This is a genomic window from Microbacterium sp. M3 (genome assembly GCF_033548675.1).
Classification (GTDB): Bacteria; Actinomycetota; Actinomycetes; order Actinomycetales; family Microbacteriaceae; genus Microbacterium; species Microbacterium arthrosphaerae.
Map to the genome: position 1 here is coordinate 1,052,003 of NZ_JAWTZT010000001.1, position 15,848 is coordinate 1,067,850.

The window sequence follows — 15,848 nt, forward strand, 5'->3', positions numbered from 1 at the left end:
TCGCCGCGCCCGGGCGGCGGCGACGACGCCGGGCTCCCGCGTCTCAGATGACGGCCTGCGACCAGGGGTCGGGATTGCCGAAGCGGTGCGCCGTGATCGTCACGGACTGCTCGTGCAGGAACGGCAGCAGCTCGAGGCGGCCGGCGGTGGTGACCTCGTTGTCGTAGATCGCGAGGTCCGGATCGCCGTCGACCGCCTGCGCGATGCGGCGGTGCAGCGCGGCCACGGCATCCGCTTGACCGATGAGCCGCACGCGCGAGGGCCGCGGGTCGGGCTCGGCGTCGGCGGCCGCGGCCACCAGGTCGGGCTCCGCGGTGAGGCGCTGCAGCCACTCGTCGTCGGTCTCGACGTAGACCGGGACGTCCTCGTCCGACAGCACGCGCCGCACGGCGGCGGGAAGCCCGACGGGCGCGCTGAGCGTCAGCCGCGACCCCGAGCGCAGGCCCGCCACGACCACGCGCAGCACCGCCTGCCACGAGGCATCCGCCGTCGCCCGCAGCGCGACAGACGGAATCGGACGGTACCGGAACAGGTTGCGCTCGATCCCGAGCCCCGAGACGTCCTTCACCTGGCCGAACTCGCGGTCCCACGCGATCGCGTCCGACAGCGCACCGCGGCGCAGCCATTCGAAGGCCTCGTAGTCCAGCGACGGCTGGGCGGCTTCGATGAGCGCCGCGATGCGGGTGTCGAGACCGCGCAGGTGGAGCGTCGCCGAGGCGGTCGCGCCGGCGCTCGCGCGCCAGCGACCGAGGCCGACGAGGTAGTTCGGTCCGCCGGCCTTGGCTCCGGCGCCGACGGACGACCGCTTCCAGCCGCCGAACGGCTGCCGCTGCACGATGGCACCGGTGATGCCCCGGTTGACGTAGAGGTTGCCCGCCTCGACCCGGTCGAGCCATCGCGCGAGGTCGTCGGGGTGCTGGGTGTACAGACCCGCGGTGAGGCCGTAGGCCACGGCGTTCTGCAGCTCGATGGCGTGCGACAGCGACGTCGCGTGCATGACGCCGAGCACGGGGCCGAAGAACTCCTCGCGGTGGAAGCGCGAACCCGGCTGCACGCCGGTGCGGATGCCCGGGGTCCACAGCCGCCCCGCGTACTCGGGGCTGGTGTCGACGGGCCGCGGCTCGACGAGCCACGACTCGCCCTCCTCGAGCGTCGTGAGCGCCCACTCGAGCTTGCCCCGGGGCACCTCGACGACGGGCCCCACCTCGCTGAGCGGATCGGACGGCGGACCCACGCGCAGCGACCGGGCGGCGTCGACCAGCTGGCGGGCGAAGCGCTGCGAGTGGCCGACCGGGCCGACGAGGATCGCGAGTGACGCCGCCGAGCACTTCTGCCCCGCGTGCCCGAACGCGCTCTTGACGAGATCGGATGCCGCGAGGTCGAGGTCGGCGGTCGGCATGACGATCATCGCGTTCTTGCCGCTCGTCTCTGCCAGGAGGGGCAGCTCGGGGCGCCAGGAGCGGAACAGCGCCGCCGTCTCCCACGAGCCCGTGAGGATGACGCGATCCACGTCGGGGTGCGACACGAGCGCCTGCCCGAGGCCGCCCTCGTCGATGTCGACGAGGGCCAGCACCTCGCGGGGCACGCCGGCCTCCCACAGCGCCTCGGCGACGACGGCGGCGCAGCGGCGCGCCTGCGGCGCCGGCTTGAACACGACGCCCGACCCTGCGGCGAGCGCGGCGAGCACTCCGCCGGCCGGGATCGCCACCGGGAAGTTCCACGGCGGCGTGACGACGGTGAGCCGCGCGGGCTCGAACACGGCACCGCTCACGCGGTCGAGCTCGCGCGCCGTCGACGCGTAGTAGTTCGCGAAGTCGACGGCCTCGCTCACCTCGACGTCGGCCTCGGCGAACACCTTCCCCGTCTCGGAGGCGGCGACCTCGATGAGCTCACCGCGGCGCGCCTCGAGCGCGCGACCCGCCGCCGTCAGCACGGCCGCGCGATCGGCCGCGGGCAGCGCACCCCACGCGGCTGCGGCATCCCGTACCGTCGCCACGATGCCCTGCAGGGTCGCCTCGTCGGTCACGCGCGCGGCGGCGACGGTCGCGTCGCCGGCGCGTGAGGTCTCGATGCGGGAGAGGATGCCGCGGGCCCAGGCCCGGTTGCCCGGCAGCGCCGGATCGCTGTCGGGGGCGTTCCGGAATCCGGGGGCGCCCGCCGCCGGGGCGCCGGACTCGCGCGGTGCGAACACGGCCGTCTCGACGAACGCGTCGGCGCCGAACACCTGCTCGGGCACCGAGCGCTCGAGCGGGCTGGTGTCGCCGGGGACGGCGGAGCGGGCGATGCCGATCACGGCCTGGGTGAGCCCCGCCTCGTCGCCCGGGCCGGCCGCGCGGCGCAGGCGCGCGCGGGTCACGGGCTGCTCCCCGGCCTCGGGGGATGCCGCCGCCGCGGCCTCCGCCGCGCGGTCCTGCTCGCGCTTCGGCCCGGTCGCGAGCTGCGGATCGTCGGCGCGCTCGAGCGAGGCGAGGAAGCGGTCGCGCTCGCGGGCGAACATCGCGGGGTCGTCGGCGAGGTCGAACGCGGCCGAGAGGAAGTTCTCACTCGACGCGTTCTCCTCCAGGCGCCGCACGAGGTAGCTGATGGCGACGTCGAACTCGTCGGGCCGCACCACGGGCACGTACAGCAGCACATGGCCGACCTCGCGCGTGACGGCCTCGACCTGGCCCTGCGCCATGCCGAGCAGCATCTCGAACTCGATCCGGTCGCGCACGCCGGCCTCGCCGGCGAGCAGCCAGGCGTAGGCGATGTCGAAGAGGTTGTGGCCGGCGACGCCGATGCGCACCGCGGCGGTGCGCTCGGGGCGCAGCGCGAAGCGCAGGCACCGGAGGTAGTTCGCGTCGGAGTCGACCTTCGCGTCGTACGTGGCGAGCGTCCAGCCGTGCATGACGGCATCCACCCGCTCCATGGCGAGGTTCGCGCCCTTCACCAGGCGCACCTTGATGGGTGCGCCGCCCGCGGACACGCGCTGCTGCGCCCACGCGGTGAGGCGTTCGAGGGCCGGCAGGGCGTCGGGCAGGTACGCCTGCAGCACGATGCCCGCCTCGAGGGCGCGGAGCCGCGGGTCCTCGAGCAGCCGCGTGAACACGGCGATCGTCAGGTCGAGATCGCGGTACTCCTCCATGTCGAGGTTGATGAACGTCGGAGCGGCACCGCCTCCGGGCGCGCCCGCCGCCGTCAGATACAGCGGCAGCAGTCGCTCGACGACCTTGTCGACGACCTCGTCGAACGCCCACATCGAGATGTGGCTCGCGATCGCCGACACCTTGACCGAGACGTAGTCGACCTCCGGCCGGCGGATCAGCTCGTGGATGCCGTCGAGGCGCCGCAGCGCCTCCTGCTCGCCGAGGACCGCCTCGCCGAGCAGGTTGAGGTTGAGCCGCGCGCCGCTCTCGCGCAGCTTCGCGATGGCCGGTCCGAGCTTGTCGGGGCGCGCGTCGACCACGAGGTGGCCGACCATCTCGCGCAGCACGCGTCGCGCGATGGGCACGACGGGCGACGGCAGCACGGGTGCGATGGCGCCGCCCACCCGCACGGCGCCCCGGAGGTACCAGGGCAGGAACTCCGGCACGAGCGGCGCGACGCGATGCAGATGGGATGCCGCGGCCGAGAGGCTCTCGGGCCGCATGACGCCGTCGACGAAGCCGATCGTGAACGGCAGGCCGTTCGGATCCTTCAGCACACCGGCCAGCCGCTCGGCGGCGGGATCGGCCTGCACCTCGGCGGCCTCGGCGATCCACCGCTGCGCCAGCGCGACCGCGTCCTCGGCCAGGCGCTGCTCGGATCGGGCTTCCATCGGCACTCCAGTCGTCACGTCGGTGGACGGTGTGCTTCCAGACTGCACCTCGATGTGCGGAAAGGGCTCGATGCTCGTCATGAAGTCCAGGGTGCGGCATCCGTTCATTCGTGAAAAGCGACGATCTATGATCAGTAACGTTCACGATCGTCGATGGGATGCCGGTGTTCGAGCTGCGACGACTCCGCCTGCTCCACGAGCTCGCGCTGCGGGGCACGCTGGCCGCGGTCGCGGAGGCGCTCTCGTTCAGCCCGTCCACGATCTCCCAGCAGCTCGCGCAGCTGGAGAAGGACGCCGGTGTCGCGCTTCTCGCACCGGACGGGCGGCGCGTCCGGCTCACCGAGCAGGGCCGGATCCTCGCCGCGCACGCGGCGCGCGCGCTCGACCTCGACGAGCAGGCGCGCGGCGAGCTCGAGTCGGTGCGCGCCGGCGCGCGGGCGCTCGCGCCGGTGCGCGTCGCGGTCATGCAGACCGCGGCCCTCGCCATCGTCCCCGTCGCGCTCGGGCTGCTCGCCGAGCGCTCGCCCGACCTGCGGGTGGAGCTCGTCGAGATGCCGCCCGAGCGCGGGCTCTTCGAGCTCGCGGCGCGCGGGGTCGACCTCGTGATCGCCGAGCAGTATCCCGGTCACACGCGCGCACACGCCGACGGCCTCGAGCGCGAGACGCTCGGAACCGACCCGATCCACCTGGCCGTGGCATCCGCCGATCCCGCGCGCGCACTCGACGACCTGCGGGAGCGGCCGTGGGTCATGGAGCCTGCCGGCACCGCCGCGCGCCTGTGGGCGGTGCAGCAGTGCCGCGCCGCGGGCTTCGAGCCCGATGTGCGCTACGAGCTCGCCGACCTGTCGGCGCACGCGCGACTGGTGGCGGCGGGGCAGGCGGTGGCGGTGCTCCCCGACCTGCTGTGGGCGGGGGCGCCGGCTCCGGTGTCGCTGCTCGATCTGCCGGGGCGCCCGACACGCGAGATCTTCACGGCGCAGCGCGTGTCGTCGGGCACGCGCGCCGGCATCCTCGCGGTGCGGCGGGCGCTGCGCGACGCGTTCCCGACGCCCGCTCGTTGAGCGCCCTTCCATACGGCTCGTGCCTCGCCTACTCAGGATCCGCTGCGCGAGACGAAACGCCCCGGCGCGACCGCCAGCCCCGATTTCTGTCGGTCGCCGGCGCTCCCCCTAGGCTGGGCTCGTGTCCGAGTCGCCCGACGCCGTCCGCGCGCCGAAGCGGCGATTCGCGTGGCTGCGCGCCGCGGGCGATCGGGTGCCGACGAGGTGGTTCGCCGGGATCGCGACGGGTGCGTTCCTCCTCGCGACGGCGGCGTTCGGCGGTCTGGCGACGGCCGCACCGCCCGAGCTCGCGACGCTCGAGCCGGGCGAGGCGCACGTCACCGCCGAGCGCTCGCTGGCCGTCCAGCGCGCGGTGCTCATCGACGAGCTGCCCGACACGCGTGTCCTGCCCGATGACGGCGAGCGGGTGCTCGTGATCGTCGCCGAAGTCGAGAACCTCTGGGACCGCCCCTTGAGCGCCGGCTCCAAGGGGATCGGCGAGACCCTGTCGATCGCAGGAACCGACGCTGTCAGCGCCGAGGGCGCGGCCCGTCTGGACGATGCCACGGCAGACCCCTGGCTGCAGCCGGGCGTTCCGGCGCAGATCGTCTTCGCCTGGGCGGTGCCTGACGATCTCTTCGCCGAGGGCGACGAGGTCGGCGTGACGCTGTACGAGCGATCGCTTTACACCGGCTCGTTCGTGACGCAGGGGCAGACGTGGGAGGACCCGGCACCCGATGCCGTCGTGATCGTCGAGGTCGAGGACGTGGGCGCGGGGGCCGACGCGGAGGAGACGGATGCCGAGGGCTGAGCGGGCGGTCCACCGATGGGCGGCATGGGTCCTCGGTGGCGGGCTGGTGGTGGCGGCGTGGTTCGTCGCCCTCGGGACACCCGACGAGGAGACCATCCAAGCTCCACTGGCGGTCACGGTCCCCGTCGGCGAAGAGGCGGAGGGTCGGAACCTCGTCATCACCATCACCGACATCCGTCGCGCTGCCGAGCTGCACGCCGGAGGCTGGTCAGCCGAGGGGAACTGGGTCGTCGTCGACCTCGAGGTCGCGGCCGTGGCTTCGGAGGATGCAGTGCGTTTGCGTCACGCCGAGCTGATCGTCGACGGCGTCCGCTACGGAGCCAGCGAGCGCCCCGAGTCGCTACTGGACGAGCAGCTGACCGCGGGCGTTCCCCGCGCGGGAGGCGTAGCGTTCGAGCTTCCCGCCGAGCTCGACTCGGGCGAGGCGACCCTCGAACTGGCCCTGAAGCCCGACAGCCGCTTGGACTCGATGATCGTGGTGCCATTCGACTTCGGCTCGGTGCCGGCGACCCAGAGCGACGAGCTGGCCGACACGCGGTGGGCGAAACTGTGACCGGTTGGTGGCGGCAGAACGCGGTAGCCCTCGGCGCGCTCGCGCTCCTCGTGCCCGCACTCGGGGCGACGGTCGTCTGGAACGAATGGAGCCAGTCCAGCGCCGGCGCCCTGGACGCGCCCGTCGTCGTCGAGCCGGGCGACGACGCGCCGTACGGCGATGCACTGCTGGGGCCGGCCGAGGCGGAGTTCATCGACGACCCGCTGGCGCCGCCCGACGCTCAGGTGCTCCGCGTGCGGATCGCGGTCGAACCGGGCGACCCTGGATTCGGGTGCGGCGAGCCCGTCCTGCGCGAGCTCGACGGCGCCCAGCGCGAGTGGCTGGCCGACACGGATGAGCTCAGCACCGACTGGGACCCGCAGTTCCCGGGATCGTGTCCGTCCGATGCGACCGCCCCTTACACGCTGGACGCCCGCTGGGTGCTGCCGCTCGACGCCACCGGCCCGTTCGCGGTCGACGTCGTGTCGTTCGAGCTCGCGCCCGAGAACCTGCGCTTCGTCGTCGAGCCCTGATCACGCGGGCGCGTCACCCGGGCCGGCGGTCGCGGCATCCGTCGACTCGTCCGCCGTCTTCCCCCGCGCGTGCAGCCGCGAGACCAGGCGGCCGACGACCGCGTCGTAGCCGCCGGCGACGAGCGCGATGCGGATGGGCTCGATGAGCAGGGGCACGACGAGGAACAGCGCCTGGTCCCACACCAGCCAGAAATCCTGGACGTCGTGCGGGCCGATCAGGCGCAGGAAGCCCCACTCCGCCCAGCCTTTGGACGGCCAGCAGCACGGTGTACAGCAGCACGAAGCCGCCGATGAGCACCGGACCGGCCCGCCACATCAGCACGATGGCGTTGCCGATCGGGGTGAAGCGCGACACCAGGTCCGCCCAGATGTCCGCCAGGCGAGCACGCAGCCGTGCCGGGAGCGACCGGTACCGGCTGCGCACGCGTGCCCCGACCTCTCCACCGAGGCCCTCGGTCGACACGGGAGTCGGGGCGACGGCCTGGCCGTACACGACGCCGGCGATCGTGAGCCAGGCGAGCGGGAGCAGGATGATGCCGCCGGCTTCGCCCAGGAACCACTCGACGGCCTCCCAGACCCAGGCCAGCGGAACCAAGACGGCCGTGATGGTCGCGCGGACGTCGTCGAGCCACGCCATCGCCTGCCGCGTCTGGACCCACTCCGAGACGACCGCGATCATGTCGGTCAGCACGAGCGCGGCGAAGTACACCCACAGCGCTTCGAGGTAGGCGGCGACGACGCCGGACCACCGCGGCAGGCGTTCGCGGAAGCGCTTGAGCAGCCAGCGGAGCACGAAGGCGAGCACCAGGATCCCGACCGTGATCGGGGTGATCGTCAATGCGCCCGCGAGGCCGTCTCCCGCCTGTTCGGTCTCGTCGACGATCGCTGTCCAGTTGAGGTCCGACGTCACCTCGAGGACCCGCGCCGAGTACGCGGCGGCATCTTCGCGGAGGTACCCCCACGCGGCGTAGAACGCGAAGAACGGGAGGATGCCGGCCATCAGCGCGGCGCCGAACTGCCGGCGTCGGTCGGCGGCATCGCCGGGCGACGAGCTGATCGCGTCGAACTCACGCATCCCGTCGCGCACCACCAGCAGCATGGCCACGAGGGCGACCAGGCGGGACAGGATCGCGAGGGGCAGGAGGAGGGAGCCGAGGACGGCGTTGTAGGCGCCCACGAAGCCGGCCACCTCGATCACGACGTAGCGGCCGAGGAGGCCGGCGGCGTACCACGCGAGCAGCGCCGGCCAGTGCCGCCACAGCAGGCGGCCCGTCGTCCGGAGCACATCGAGCACGGCAGTCACGCACTCACGCTATCGGGCGTGCGTGACCGCCGCGCTCTTCGTCGTGGCGCGGGTCAGGCGCGGTCGGTGCGCGGTGGTGCCGGCGGCCGCGTGATCTGCTCGTCCGGCACGCCGTCGCGGTCGGTGTCGCGCACGGTGGCCCGGTCGTCCGTCGTGTTCGCTTCCCGCGCGGCGCGGCGGTCGTCGACGGCATCGGTGTCTCGCACCGTCGCACGGCCGTCCACGGTGCGGCGGTCGTCCACCGCGTCCGCGTCGTGCGTCGTCGCACGGTCGTCGCCGGTGCGCCGGGCGTCGGAGGCGTCGCGCGCGTCGTCGCCGGTGTAGGGGTCGACGTCGTCCGCCTTGCGCAGGGTCTCGGCCTGCTGCGCCCGGAGGGTCTCGGCCTCGCTGCGGTGCTCGTCGATGGTGTCGGCGCGGCGCTCGGCGTCGATGGCCGCCTCGGCCGCACGGGCCTTCGCCGCCTCTGCCGTCGCCGCGGCCTGCGCGGCATCCGCGCGAGCCCGTGCCGCCTCGGCCTCGTGCTCCCGCGCCTGCAGCTCGGTCTCGCGCGCCTCTGCGCGCATCTTCTCCGCACGCTGGTGCTGCTGCTCCAGGCGACGGGTGCGGCGTCCTCGCGCGGTCAGCAGCAACGCGACCACGACGATGATCAGCACGACGACGATGCCGACGATGATCCAGATGAGGGTGGTCGTGTCCACGGCTCCTCCTTCTCCCTCCGGCGCCGGCAGGTGCGGCGCCACCCCCAGCAGGCAATCGCGCCGGCCCGTCTGGCGCAAACCCATTGCGCACCCCGGACAGGTGCGCTAGCCGCGCGTGGCACGCCGAGGCAGCGTGCCCGTTTCGCCGAGAGGCTCTTTCGTGCGCGCAGAGGCTCGTTCCGGCGCCTGTGGCGCATTCCTCACCGGCCCGGCGGCTGCGCGCATAGGATGAAGATTCCCGCGAGCGCAGACCCCCCGCCCCTCTTGCAACGAACGGACACGCGTTGACCGATGTCCCCTCTCTGACGTTCGACGGCGATCGTCCCCGCGACGACGCCGAGCTCCTGCGGCTGCAGGAATGCGCCGCAGAGCAGATCCGCATCATCGGGCGCATCCAGTCGCACGGCGCCCTGCTCGGGGTCGACGCGACCACCGGCCTGGTGGTGGTCGCCAGCGAGAACGTCGAGCACTGGCTGGGCCGCGACCTCCGCGACGCCGGCAGCGAGATGCTGACCTGGGCGATCGGCCACGGCGACGCCGTGGATCCCGTCCGGGCCGAGTTCGAAGGGATCGAGTACGACGTCATCGCCCACCGTGGCACGTCGCCGCTCCTCCTCGAGCTCGAGCCGGTGATCCCCGAGCTCGACTACGTCCGCTCGGGTGTGGTGGGGGCGATCCAGCGTCTGGCGGGACTCTCCGACCCCGACGAGCTCCGGCAGCAGGCGGCCCGCGAGATCAAGGCCATCACCGGCTACGACCGGGTGATGTGCTACCAGTTCCACGACGACGGGCATGGGCAGATCGTCGCGGACGAGCGCGAGAGCGACATGGAGCCCTACTTCGGGCTTCACTTCCCGGCATCCGACATCCCGGTCCAGGCGCGCGCGCTCTACATCGAGAAGCGCTCGCGCGTCATCGCGCACACCGACGACCCGGGCCTGGCGCTGCACACGCTCCTCCCCGAGGAGGCGCCGATCGATCTCGGGCCGACCGAGCTGCGCGCGGTCTCGCCGCACCACCTGCAGTTCATGCGGAACATGGGGCAGGCCTCGACCGTGTCGTTCGGCATCGTCATCGACGACCGCCTCGTCGGGATGTTCACGTGCGCGCACCGCACGCCCCGGCGCATCCCGGTGCTCCTGCGCCGCGCGATCGAGGTGCTGGCCGCCCAGGTGGGCGCGCAGCTGGCCGCCGCCGAGCAGATCCGCCGGCTGCGCCGCCAGCTCGAGGCCCGCGAGCGGCGGATCTCGATCATCGCGCCGCTCTACGGCCGTGCCGACGTCGGCCCCGTGCTGATGAGCGGCGAGCGCACCGTGCTCGACGTGGTGCCGGCCGACGGCGCGCTGCTGCGCCTCGGCGACGCCGTGCACACCGTGGGCGTCGTCCCGGCGCCCGACCGCCTGTTCGGTGTGCTCGACGAGCTCGGCGCCGGCCGGTTCGTGTGGGAGGCGCTGCCGCTGGAGCGGCCCGAGCTCGCCATCGAGGTGCCCGGCGTCACCGGGCTGCTCACGGTGCCGCTCGGCGCCGACGGCGACGTGCTGGTCTTCGTGCGCAGCGAGGTCTCGCGGTCGGTGGACTGGCTCGGCGATCAGCGGCCGGAGAACCGCGACAGCCCGCTCTCCCCCCGCCGGTCGTTCTCGGCCTGGCGCGAGAGCGTGACCGGCCGCAGCCTGCCGTGGGGCGAGCATGCCCAGGATGCCTTCGCCCTGGGCGAGGAGATCCGCGCAGCGATGGCGGCGCGCACCCAGGCCGAGCTCGCCGAGCTGGCGCTGCGCGACGCCCTGACCGGGCTGCACAACCGCCGCTACCTCGACGACCGCCTGGACGACCTGCTGCAGGCTTCCGAGCGATCGGTGTCTGTGGTGTTCCTCGATCTCGACGACTTCAAGCTCGTCAACGACACCTACGGCCACGAGATGGGCGATGCGGTGCTGGCCGCGGTCGGCCGGCGCCTCAGCGGCGTCGCGCGAAGCTCCGACGCCGTGGTGCGACTGGGGGGCGACGAATTCGTGGTGGTGTGCGTGGATGCCGGTGCCGCCGAGGCTGCGGCGATCGCCGGGCGGGCGCTGGCCGCGATCACCGAGCCGATCGTGGTGCGCGACACGGAGATCACGCTCAAGGCGTCCGCCGGCATCGTGGCGGCCGAACGGGGCACCACCCCCGCAGAGCTCCTCGACGCGGCCGACGCCGCGATGTACCGCGCCAAGCGCGACGGCGGAGGTCGCGTCTCGGTGTGACTCCTCGTGATCCGCCCGAGCGACGGGCGGTGTCAGCGGGCGGGAGGCTCGGGCTCGGGGACGATACGCAGTCCGCTGGACGAGTTGGCGGTGTCGACCAGCTCGTGCAGCCAGAGCCGGTTGATCTCGGGCATCGGCGCGTCGTACTCGAAGCGCAGCGGGGTCACGGACGAGATCCACAGCGCCTGCCTCAGCGACGTCTTCTCGTCGACCAGGGCGAACGACAGGTTCTCGCGACGGCGCAGCTTGGCCATGATGACGAGTTCGACGTGCGCCAGCGTCCGGTCGTCGATGCTGAACGAGGCCGGCGGGGAGCCGTAGTGAAGTGTGCCCACCCCTCGATCCTACGGCGCGCGGGCCTGGGTTACGCTGAGGCCATGGCCACCGTGAACCGACTGACCGTCGATGGACGCGACTACTTCCTCCCCGACCCCGTCACCGAGCTCAAGGGCAAGATCCTCGAGGCGATCAAGGCGGGCGGCGGCTACGTCAACGTCCCGCCGCTGCGCGGCGGCCCCGGCGTCGACATCCTCTTCTCCCCCGGCATGCCCGTCACGTGGTCGCAGTTCGAGGTCGGCGACTCGACCGCCCCGGCCGATGACTCGGCCGACGACGCCGGCGACTACGGGCTCTGACACCCGCTCACCCGAGCGACCACGGGCTCTGACACCCGCTCACCCGAGCGACGACGCGCTCTGACGCCCGCTCACCCGAGTGACGACGCGCTCTGACGCCCGCTCACGCCCACGCCAGCAGCGGATCCATCTGCTCCGCCGGCAGCGGCATGCCCCACAGGTAGCCCTGCCCGCGGTGGCAGCCGCGGGTGCGCGCCCGTTCCAGGTCGTCGAGGGTCTCGATCCCCTCGGCCACCACGCGCCAGCCGTGGCCCGTGCTGATCTCGACCACGGCGGCGATCACATCGTCGGCGGCGGCATCCGTCCGCTGCGTGAGCGACCGATCGATCTTGACCTCGTCGATCGGCAGCACCTCGAGCATCTGCACGGTGGTGTCGCCGGCGGCGAAGTCGTCGACCGAGATGGCGGTGCCGATCGCGTGCAGCGCCTCGATCGCCGAGAGCATGCCCGGCCGCAGCTGCGGCAGAGGCGCCTCGGTGATCTCGATCGTCACGATCGCCGGGTCGAGTCCGAGCGCGTCCAGGCTCGCCACGATCGTGTCGGCGTAGTGGGACGAGAAGTGCGCCGGCGACGCGTTGACGGCCAGGCCCACGACATGGCCCTCGTCGCGCCACGCCGCGACCTGTGCCGCGGCGCGCGCGAACACGTGCGCGTCGATGTCGTCGAGGAACTCGCCCTGCTCCGCCAGCGGGATGAACCGGTCGGGCGGCACCGCGCCGAGCTGGGCGTGCTGCCAGCGGCACAGCGCCTCGACGGCGACGGGTGCGGCCGGCGTCACCGCGTCGGTCGGCACGGCGGTGACCAGGTCGTACTGCCCCTGGAAGGCGATGGTCAGCTCGCCCGCCGAGAGCGCGGAGCGCAGGTCACGGGTGAGCTGGGTCGTACTGAGCATGCCACCAGAGTCGACGAGGGTACCCGCGACCGCAACACCAGACAGACCGACGCGAAATGCGTATAATGCGCGTCACGCCGCATCGCGGCCGCCGAGATCGCCGCCGTCCCGGGCTCCCGCGCGGGATCGACCGTGGGGGATCGCGGCTCGGCGGACTACTGTAGAGACGATGGGCACGCTCACCTATGACTCCCGGGTCACCGCATCGTTCGACGACCGCGTTCTGGCGCACCTCCAGTCGGTCATCTGGTCCAAGCTGAGACGAGGCGAGTCGTTCCCCTTCACCTGGACCGACCCGATGCGCAGCGGCCTGGGCCGCACCTCGATCTGGCTGAGCCCCAGCGTCTCGCTCACCTTCGAGTACTTCGGCGGCCGGCAGCCGCGGCTCAACCCGGGCTGGGTCGAAGCGCTGACGAAGTCGGCGAACTCGCCGGGCGGACTGACGCTCGTGCCCGAGCCGGATGCGCCGACCGGCTCCCCGGGCGGCGCGAACGCGGGATAGCCGCCGACGCCAGGACTGTCAAGACCCGGCGGGCAGATGTGAGCTCGACCTACCGTCGAGGCCATGACACAGCGCGTCGACGACATCGGCACGGGTTCGACCGTCCACTGGACGCACCCCGGGCGTGGCGAGTGGACCGCGGACCGCAACGGCCGCGCCGTCGGCGAGGTCAGACGCGACGCCGCCGGCTATGTCGCCACCCGGGGTCGCCGCACCGTGGGCACGTACCGATCGCTCGACGCGGCACTGGACGCGATCGACCACCGCTCGCTCACCACACTCCAGCCGGGGCGCTTCTGGACCCTCGCTCTCACGACGATCAACGTCGGCATCGTCGCGGCGATCTCGCTCGTCGCCACCGCGATCCTCCGCTGACCCGCTTCCCCGGCGCCCCTCCCGGACGGCGGGCCTTCAGTTCCAGACGCTCGGCGCCGCCGCGCGCGTGGGCGGAAGAGCGGATGCCGCAGCCCAGTCGTGCACCCATTCATCGACCTCGGGGATGCCCTCCGGTCGGCCCACGGCGGCGAACAGCTCGTCGTGCGACAGCGTGCCGCCGGTGCGCTTCATCATGCGGGCGCGGATGATCGCCCGGGCGTAGACCTCGCCGTCGACGACGGCCCGGTGCTCGAGGTACACGGCCTTGTCGTCGTGCCCGATCATGCGGGACTCGACGTCGAAGCGCTGCCACAGGTTCAGCGACTTGCGGAACGTCACCGTCTCGCTGGAGACGACGGCGTACCAGCCGTGGCCGCGCATCACGTCCCACAGCCCCGTGCGCACCAGGAGGTCCCAGCGCCCGAGGTCGAACAGCGACAGGTAGCGGCCGTTGTTCATGTGCCGCAGCAGGTCGATGTCGGTCGGAAGCGTGGTGAGCCGGACGCGGCTGACGCCCGTCGGGGCCAGGTGCCCGCTCCGACGAAGGCGCTTGCGCGCGCTCAGCATCACCATCAGGGTTCGCCACACCACGTTCACGAGGTGCGATGGTAGCGATCCTCGACGCGACCACCCATTCGGTTGTGGGATCGCGACAGCCCCGCACCCCGCCGCCCGCGCGCCACCCGGGCCGCTGCGGATCGGATCACCGCGGGTCGCGGCATCCGCTTGTCAACCCCCGTTCACCCGCTGTCCAGCGGATTTCGGGTCTCGGCCCGACGCGCGTAGAGTCTCGCCCATGGAAGCCGAAACCCAGACCGACATCGTCGTCCGTCCGGTCCGCGACGTCGACGCCGAGGCCCTCGGACGCGTCCACGCGACGTGCTGGCACGAGACGTACGACCACCTCATCTCGAAGGCCGCCCTCGAGGCGGTCTCACCCAAGCGCCTCGCCGAGCTGTGGACGCACTGGGCCGTCCAGGGTCCCGAGTTCAAGATGTACGCCGCCCTCGTCGGCGGCGAGATCGTCGGGTTCGCCGGGTCGGGTCCCGCCCGCGACAAGGACGCCCCGCGCTTCCGCGAGCTCTACTTCATCTACCTGCTCGACCAGTTCCACGGCACCGGCATCGGCCAGAAGCTCTTCGACTCGGTGGTCGAGCAGGCGGAGGGCCTGTACCTCTGGGTCGCCGACGACAACCCGCGCGCGCACCGCTTCTACACGCGCAACGGCTTCACGCTCGACGGCGCGACGCACACCGAGCCGTTCCTCGGCGAGACGCTCACCGAGGTGCGCTTCGTGCGCTGATCCGCTTTCGCCGAGGGGGCGTGTCCGGTTCGCCGGGCCCGCCCCCTCGGCGTTTGCGGCGGCGGCTCGGCGTGGCCTCACGACCACCGGAGTCGCGCGCATCCGCAAGACTGGACCCATGCCGTCTCCCACCGCGCTCACCGTCTGGTCCCTCGAAGGGATCCCCGAGATCGAGGCGGGCGCCGACCTCGTCGAGATCATCGCGCAGGCGGCGGACGGCAGCCTCGCCGACGGCGACATCCTCGTCGTCACCTCGAAGATCGTCTCGAAGGCCGAGGACCGCTTCGTCGTCGCAGACGATCGCGAAGACGCCATCACCGGCGAGACCGTGCGCGTGGTGGCCTCGCGCACGTCGCCCACGGGCGCGACCACGCGCATCGTGCAGAACCGCCTGGGCATGGTGTCGGCCGCCGCGGGCGTGGACGCGTCGAACACGCCCGAGGGCACCGTGCTGCTCCTCCCCGTCGACCCCGACGCCTCGGCGCGCGCGATGGCGGCCGGCCTGCGCGCCCGGCTCGACGTCGAGGTGGGCGTCATCGTGTCCGACACCCTCGGCCGCGCCTGGCGAGAAGGCCAGACCGATCACGCGATCGGCGCCGGCGGCGTGCAGGTCTTCGAGGATCTGCGCGGGGGGACGGATGCCGAGGGCCGCCCGCTCGTCGTGACCATGCCGTGCGTCGCCGACGAGCTGGCCGCCGCGGCCGACCTCGTCAAGGGCAAGGCGGCGCGGCGCCCGGTCGCGGTGGTCCGGGGGCGAGCCGACCTCGTGGGGTCGCTCGACCTCGCAGGCGCCCGCTCGATCGTGCGTCCGCTGGAGCGCGACATGTTCCGCCTGGGTGCCGACGAGGCGTACGCGCAGGGGTACGCGGACGGTCGCTCGGCGGGAAGGGATGCCGACGCCGAGGCCTACGTTTCGGGTCCGTAAGCCTCGGCGTCGACGTGTGGCACGCGGCGCCGGTCGGTCATCGCCGCCGCGAGCGAGGTTCCCCAGATCCTCGCCTCCCCACTCCCTTCTGCGTCTCCTCGCGGGGGCCGTCGGGGCGAGCATCGGGCCTCACGCGTCCCAGTCCGGAAACGCGGTGATCGATTATCACGCTCGATCTGCGAAGCGCAAGCGGGAGTGCGCCTCACGCGAAAGCGCGGCACGGCAGGCGCACACGACGACCACGAAGCGCGGGCGCGTCGCCTGGC

The 15,848-nt window shown here is 72.7% G+C and carries 16 protein-coding genes; 10 read left to right on the forward strand and 6 right to left on the reverse strand.

Going from position 1 to position 15,848, the window contains the following annotated elements:
- Positions 1-43: 43 nt before the first annotated feature.
- Positions 44-3,796: a bifunctional proline dehydrogenase/L-glutamate gamma-semialdehyde dehydrogenase gene (locus R8Z57_RS04725; protein WP_318352728.1), complete on the reverse strand. Its 3,753-nt coding sequence runs from the start codon at positions 3,794-3,796 to the stop codon at positions 44-46.
- 164 nt (positions 3,797-3,960) lie between these two features.
- Between R8Z57_RS04725 and R8Z57_RS04730 the strand changes: the two genes are divergently transcribed.
- The 4 genes from R8Z57_RS04730 (at position 3,961) to R8Z57_RS04745 (ending at position 6,712) form a co-directional block, all read left to right on the forward strand.
- Positions 3,961-4,857 (forward strand): LysR substrate-binding domain-containing protein, encoded by an 897-nt coding sequence (locus tag R8Z57_RS04730; protein WP_318352729.1) that lies wholly within the window; start codon positions 3,961-3,963, stop codon positions 4,855-4,857.
- 121 nt (positions 4,858-4,978) lie between these two features.
- Positions 4,979-5,647, forward strand: a complete 669-nt coding sequence (locus R8Z57_RS04735) for a hypothetical protein (protein WP_318352587.1) — start codon at positions 4,979-4,981, stop codon at positions 5,645-5,647.
- The gene (locus R8Z57_RS04740) at positions 5,634-6,200 is read left to right on the forward strand and encodes a hypothetical protein (protein WP_318352588.1); all 567 of its coding nucleotides are present in this window, start codon (positions 5,634-5,636) and stop codon (positions 6,198-6,200) included. The genes R8Z57_RS04735 and R8Z57_RS04740 overlap by 14 nt, the downstream gene beginning before the upstream one ends.
- A complete protein-coding gene (locus R8Z57_RS04745) occupies positions 6,197-6,712 on the forward strand; it encodes a hypothetical protein (RefSeq protein WP_318352589.1) in 516 nt (171 codons plus the stop codon). The genes R8Z57_RS04740 and R8Z57_RS04745 overlap by 4 nt, the downstream gene beginning before the upstream one ends.
- 13 nt (positions 6,713-6,725) lie before the next feature.
- On the opposite strand, the gene R8Z57_RS04750 is transcribed toward R8Z57_RS04745, so the two are convergent.
- Complete coding sequence (locus R8Z57_RS04750) at positions 6,726-8,015, reverse strand: hypothetical protein (RefSeq protein WP_318352590.1); 1,290 nt, start codon at positions 8,013-8,015, stop codon at positions 6,726-6,728.
- 53 nt (positions 8,016-8,068) lie between these two features.
- Entirely contained in the window at positions 8,069-8,713 is a 645-nt protein-coding gene (locus tag R8Z57_RS04755) for a hypothetical protein (protein WP_318352591.1), read from the reverse strand.
- 284 nt (positions 8,714-8,997) lie between these two features.
- Here R8Z57_RS04755 and R8Z57_RS04760 point away from each other — a divergent pair, with 284 nt between their 5' ends.
- Positions 8,998-10,950, forward strand: a complete 1,953-nt coding sequence (locus tag R8Z57_RS04760) for a diguanylate cyclase domain-containing protein (protein WP_318352592.1) — start codon at positions 8,998-9,000, stop codon at positions 10,948-10,950.
- Positions 10,951-10,982: 32 nt separating this feature from the next.
- On the opposite strand, the gene R8Z57_RS04765 is transcribed toward R8Z57_RS04760, so the two are convergent.
- On the reverse strand, positions 10,983-11,285 hold the full coding sequence (locus R8Z57_RS04765; RefSeq protein WP_318352593.1) for a hypothetical protein: 303 nt from the start codon (positions 11,283-11,285) through the stop codon (positions 10,983-10,985).
- A gap of 42 nt (positions 11,286-11,327) precedes the next feature.
- Between R8Z57_RS04765 and R8Z57_RS04770 the strand changes: the two genes are divergently transcribed.
- Complete coding sequence (locus tag R8Z57_RS04770) at positions 11,328-11,585, forward strand: hypothetical protein (protein WP_318352594.1); 258 nt, start codon at positions 11,328-11,330, stop codon at positions 11,583-11,585.
- A 103-nt stretch (positions 11,586-11,688) separates the two neighbouring features.
- Here the strand turns inward: R8Z57_RS04770 and R8Z57_RS04775 are convergent, their stop codons facing one another.
- Positions 11,689-12,477, reverse strand: a complete 789-nt coding sequence (locus R8Z57_RS04775) for an EAL domain-containing protein (RefSeq protein WP_318352595.1) — start codon at positions 12,475-12,477, stop codon at positions 11,689-11,691.
- 169 nt (positions 12,478-12,646) lie between these two features.
- Here R8Z57_RS04775 and R8Z57_RS04780 point away from each other — a divergent pair, with 169 nt between their 5' ends.
- A complete protein-coding gene (locus R8Z57_RS04780; RefSeq protein ID WP_318352596.1) occupies positions 12,647-12,979 on the forward strand; it encodes an ATP-dependent DNA ligase in 333 nt (110 codons plus the stop codon).
- A gap of 63 nt (positions 12,980-13,042) precedes the next feature.
- Complete coding sequence (locus R8Z57_RS04785) at positions 13,043-13,354, forward strand: hypothetical protein (RefSeq protein ID WP_318352597.1); 312 nt, start codon at positions 13,043-13,045, stop codon at positions 13,352-13,354.
- A 36-nt stretch (positions 13,355-13,390) separates the two neighbouring features.
- Here the strand turns inward: R8Z57_RS04785 and R8Z57_RS04790 are convergent, their stop codons facing one another.
- Positions 13,391-13,951: a thioesterase family protein gene (locus tag R8Z57_RS04790; protein ID WP_318352598.1), complete on the reverse strand. Its 561-nt coding sequence runs from the start codon at positions 13,949-13,951 to the stop codon at positions 13,391-13,393.
- Between the two features lie 199 nt (positions 13,952-14,150).
- Between R8Z57_RS04790 and R8Z57_RS04795 the strand changes: the two genes are divergently transcribed.
- Complete coding sequence (locus tag R8Z57_RS04795; RefSeq protein ID WP_318352599.1) at positions 14,151-14,657, forward strand: GNAT family N-acetyltransferase; 507 nt, start codon at positions 14,151-14,153, stop codon at positions 14,655-14,657.
- A gap of 118 nt (positions 14,658-14,775) precedes the next feature.
- Positions 14,776-15,582, forward strand: a complete 807-nt coding sequence (gene cofE, locus R8Z57_RS04800) for a coenzyme F420-0:L-glutamate ligase (protein ID WP_318352600.1) — start codon at positions 14,776-14,778, stop codon at positions 15,580-15,582.
- Positions 15,583-15,848 lie beyond the last annotated feature (266 nt).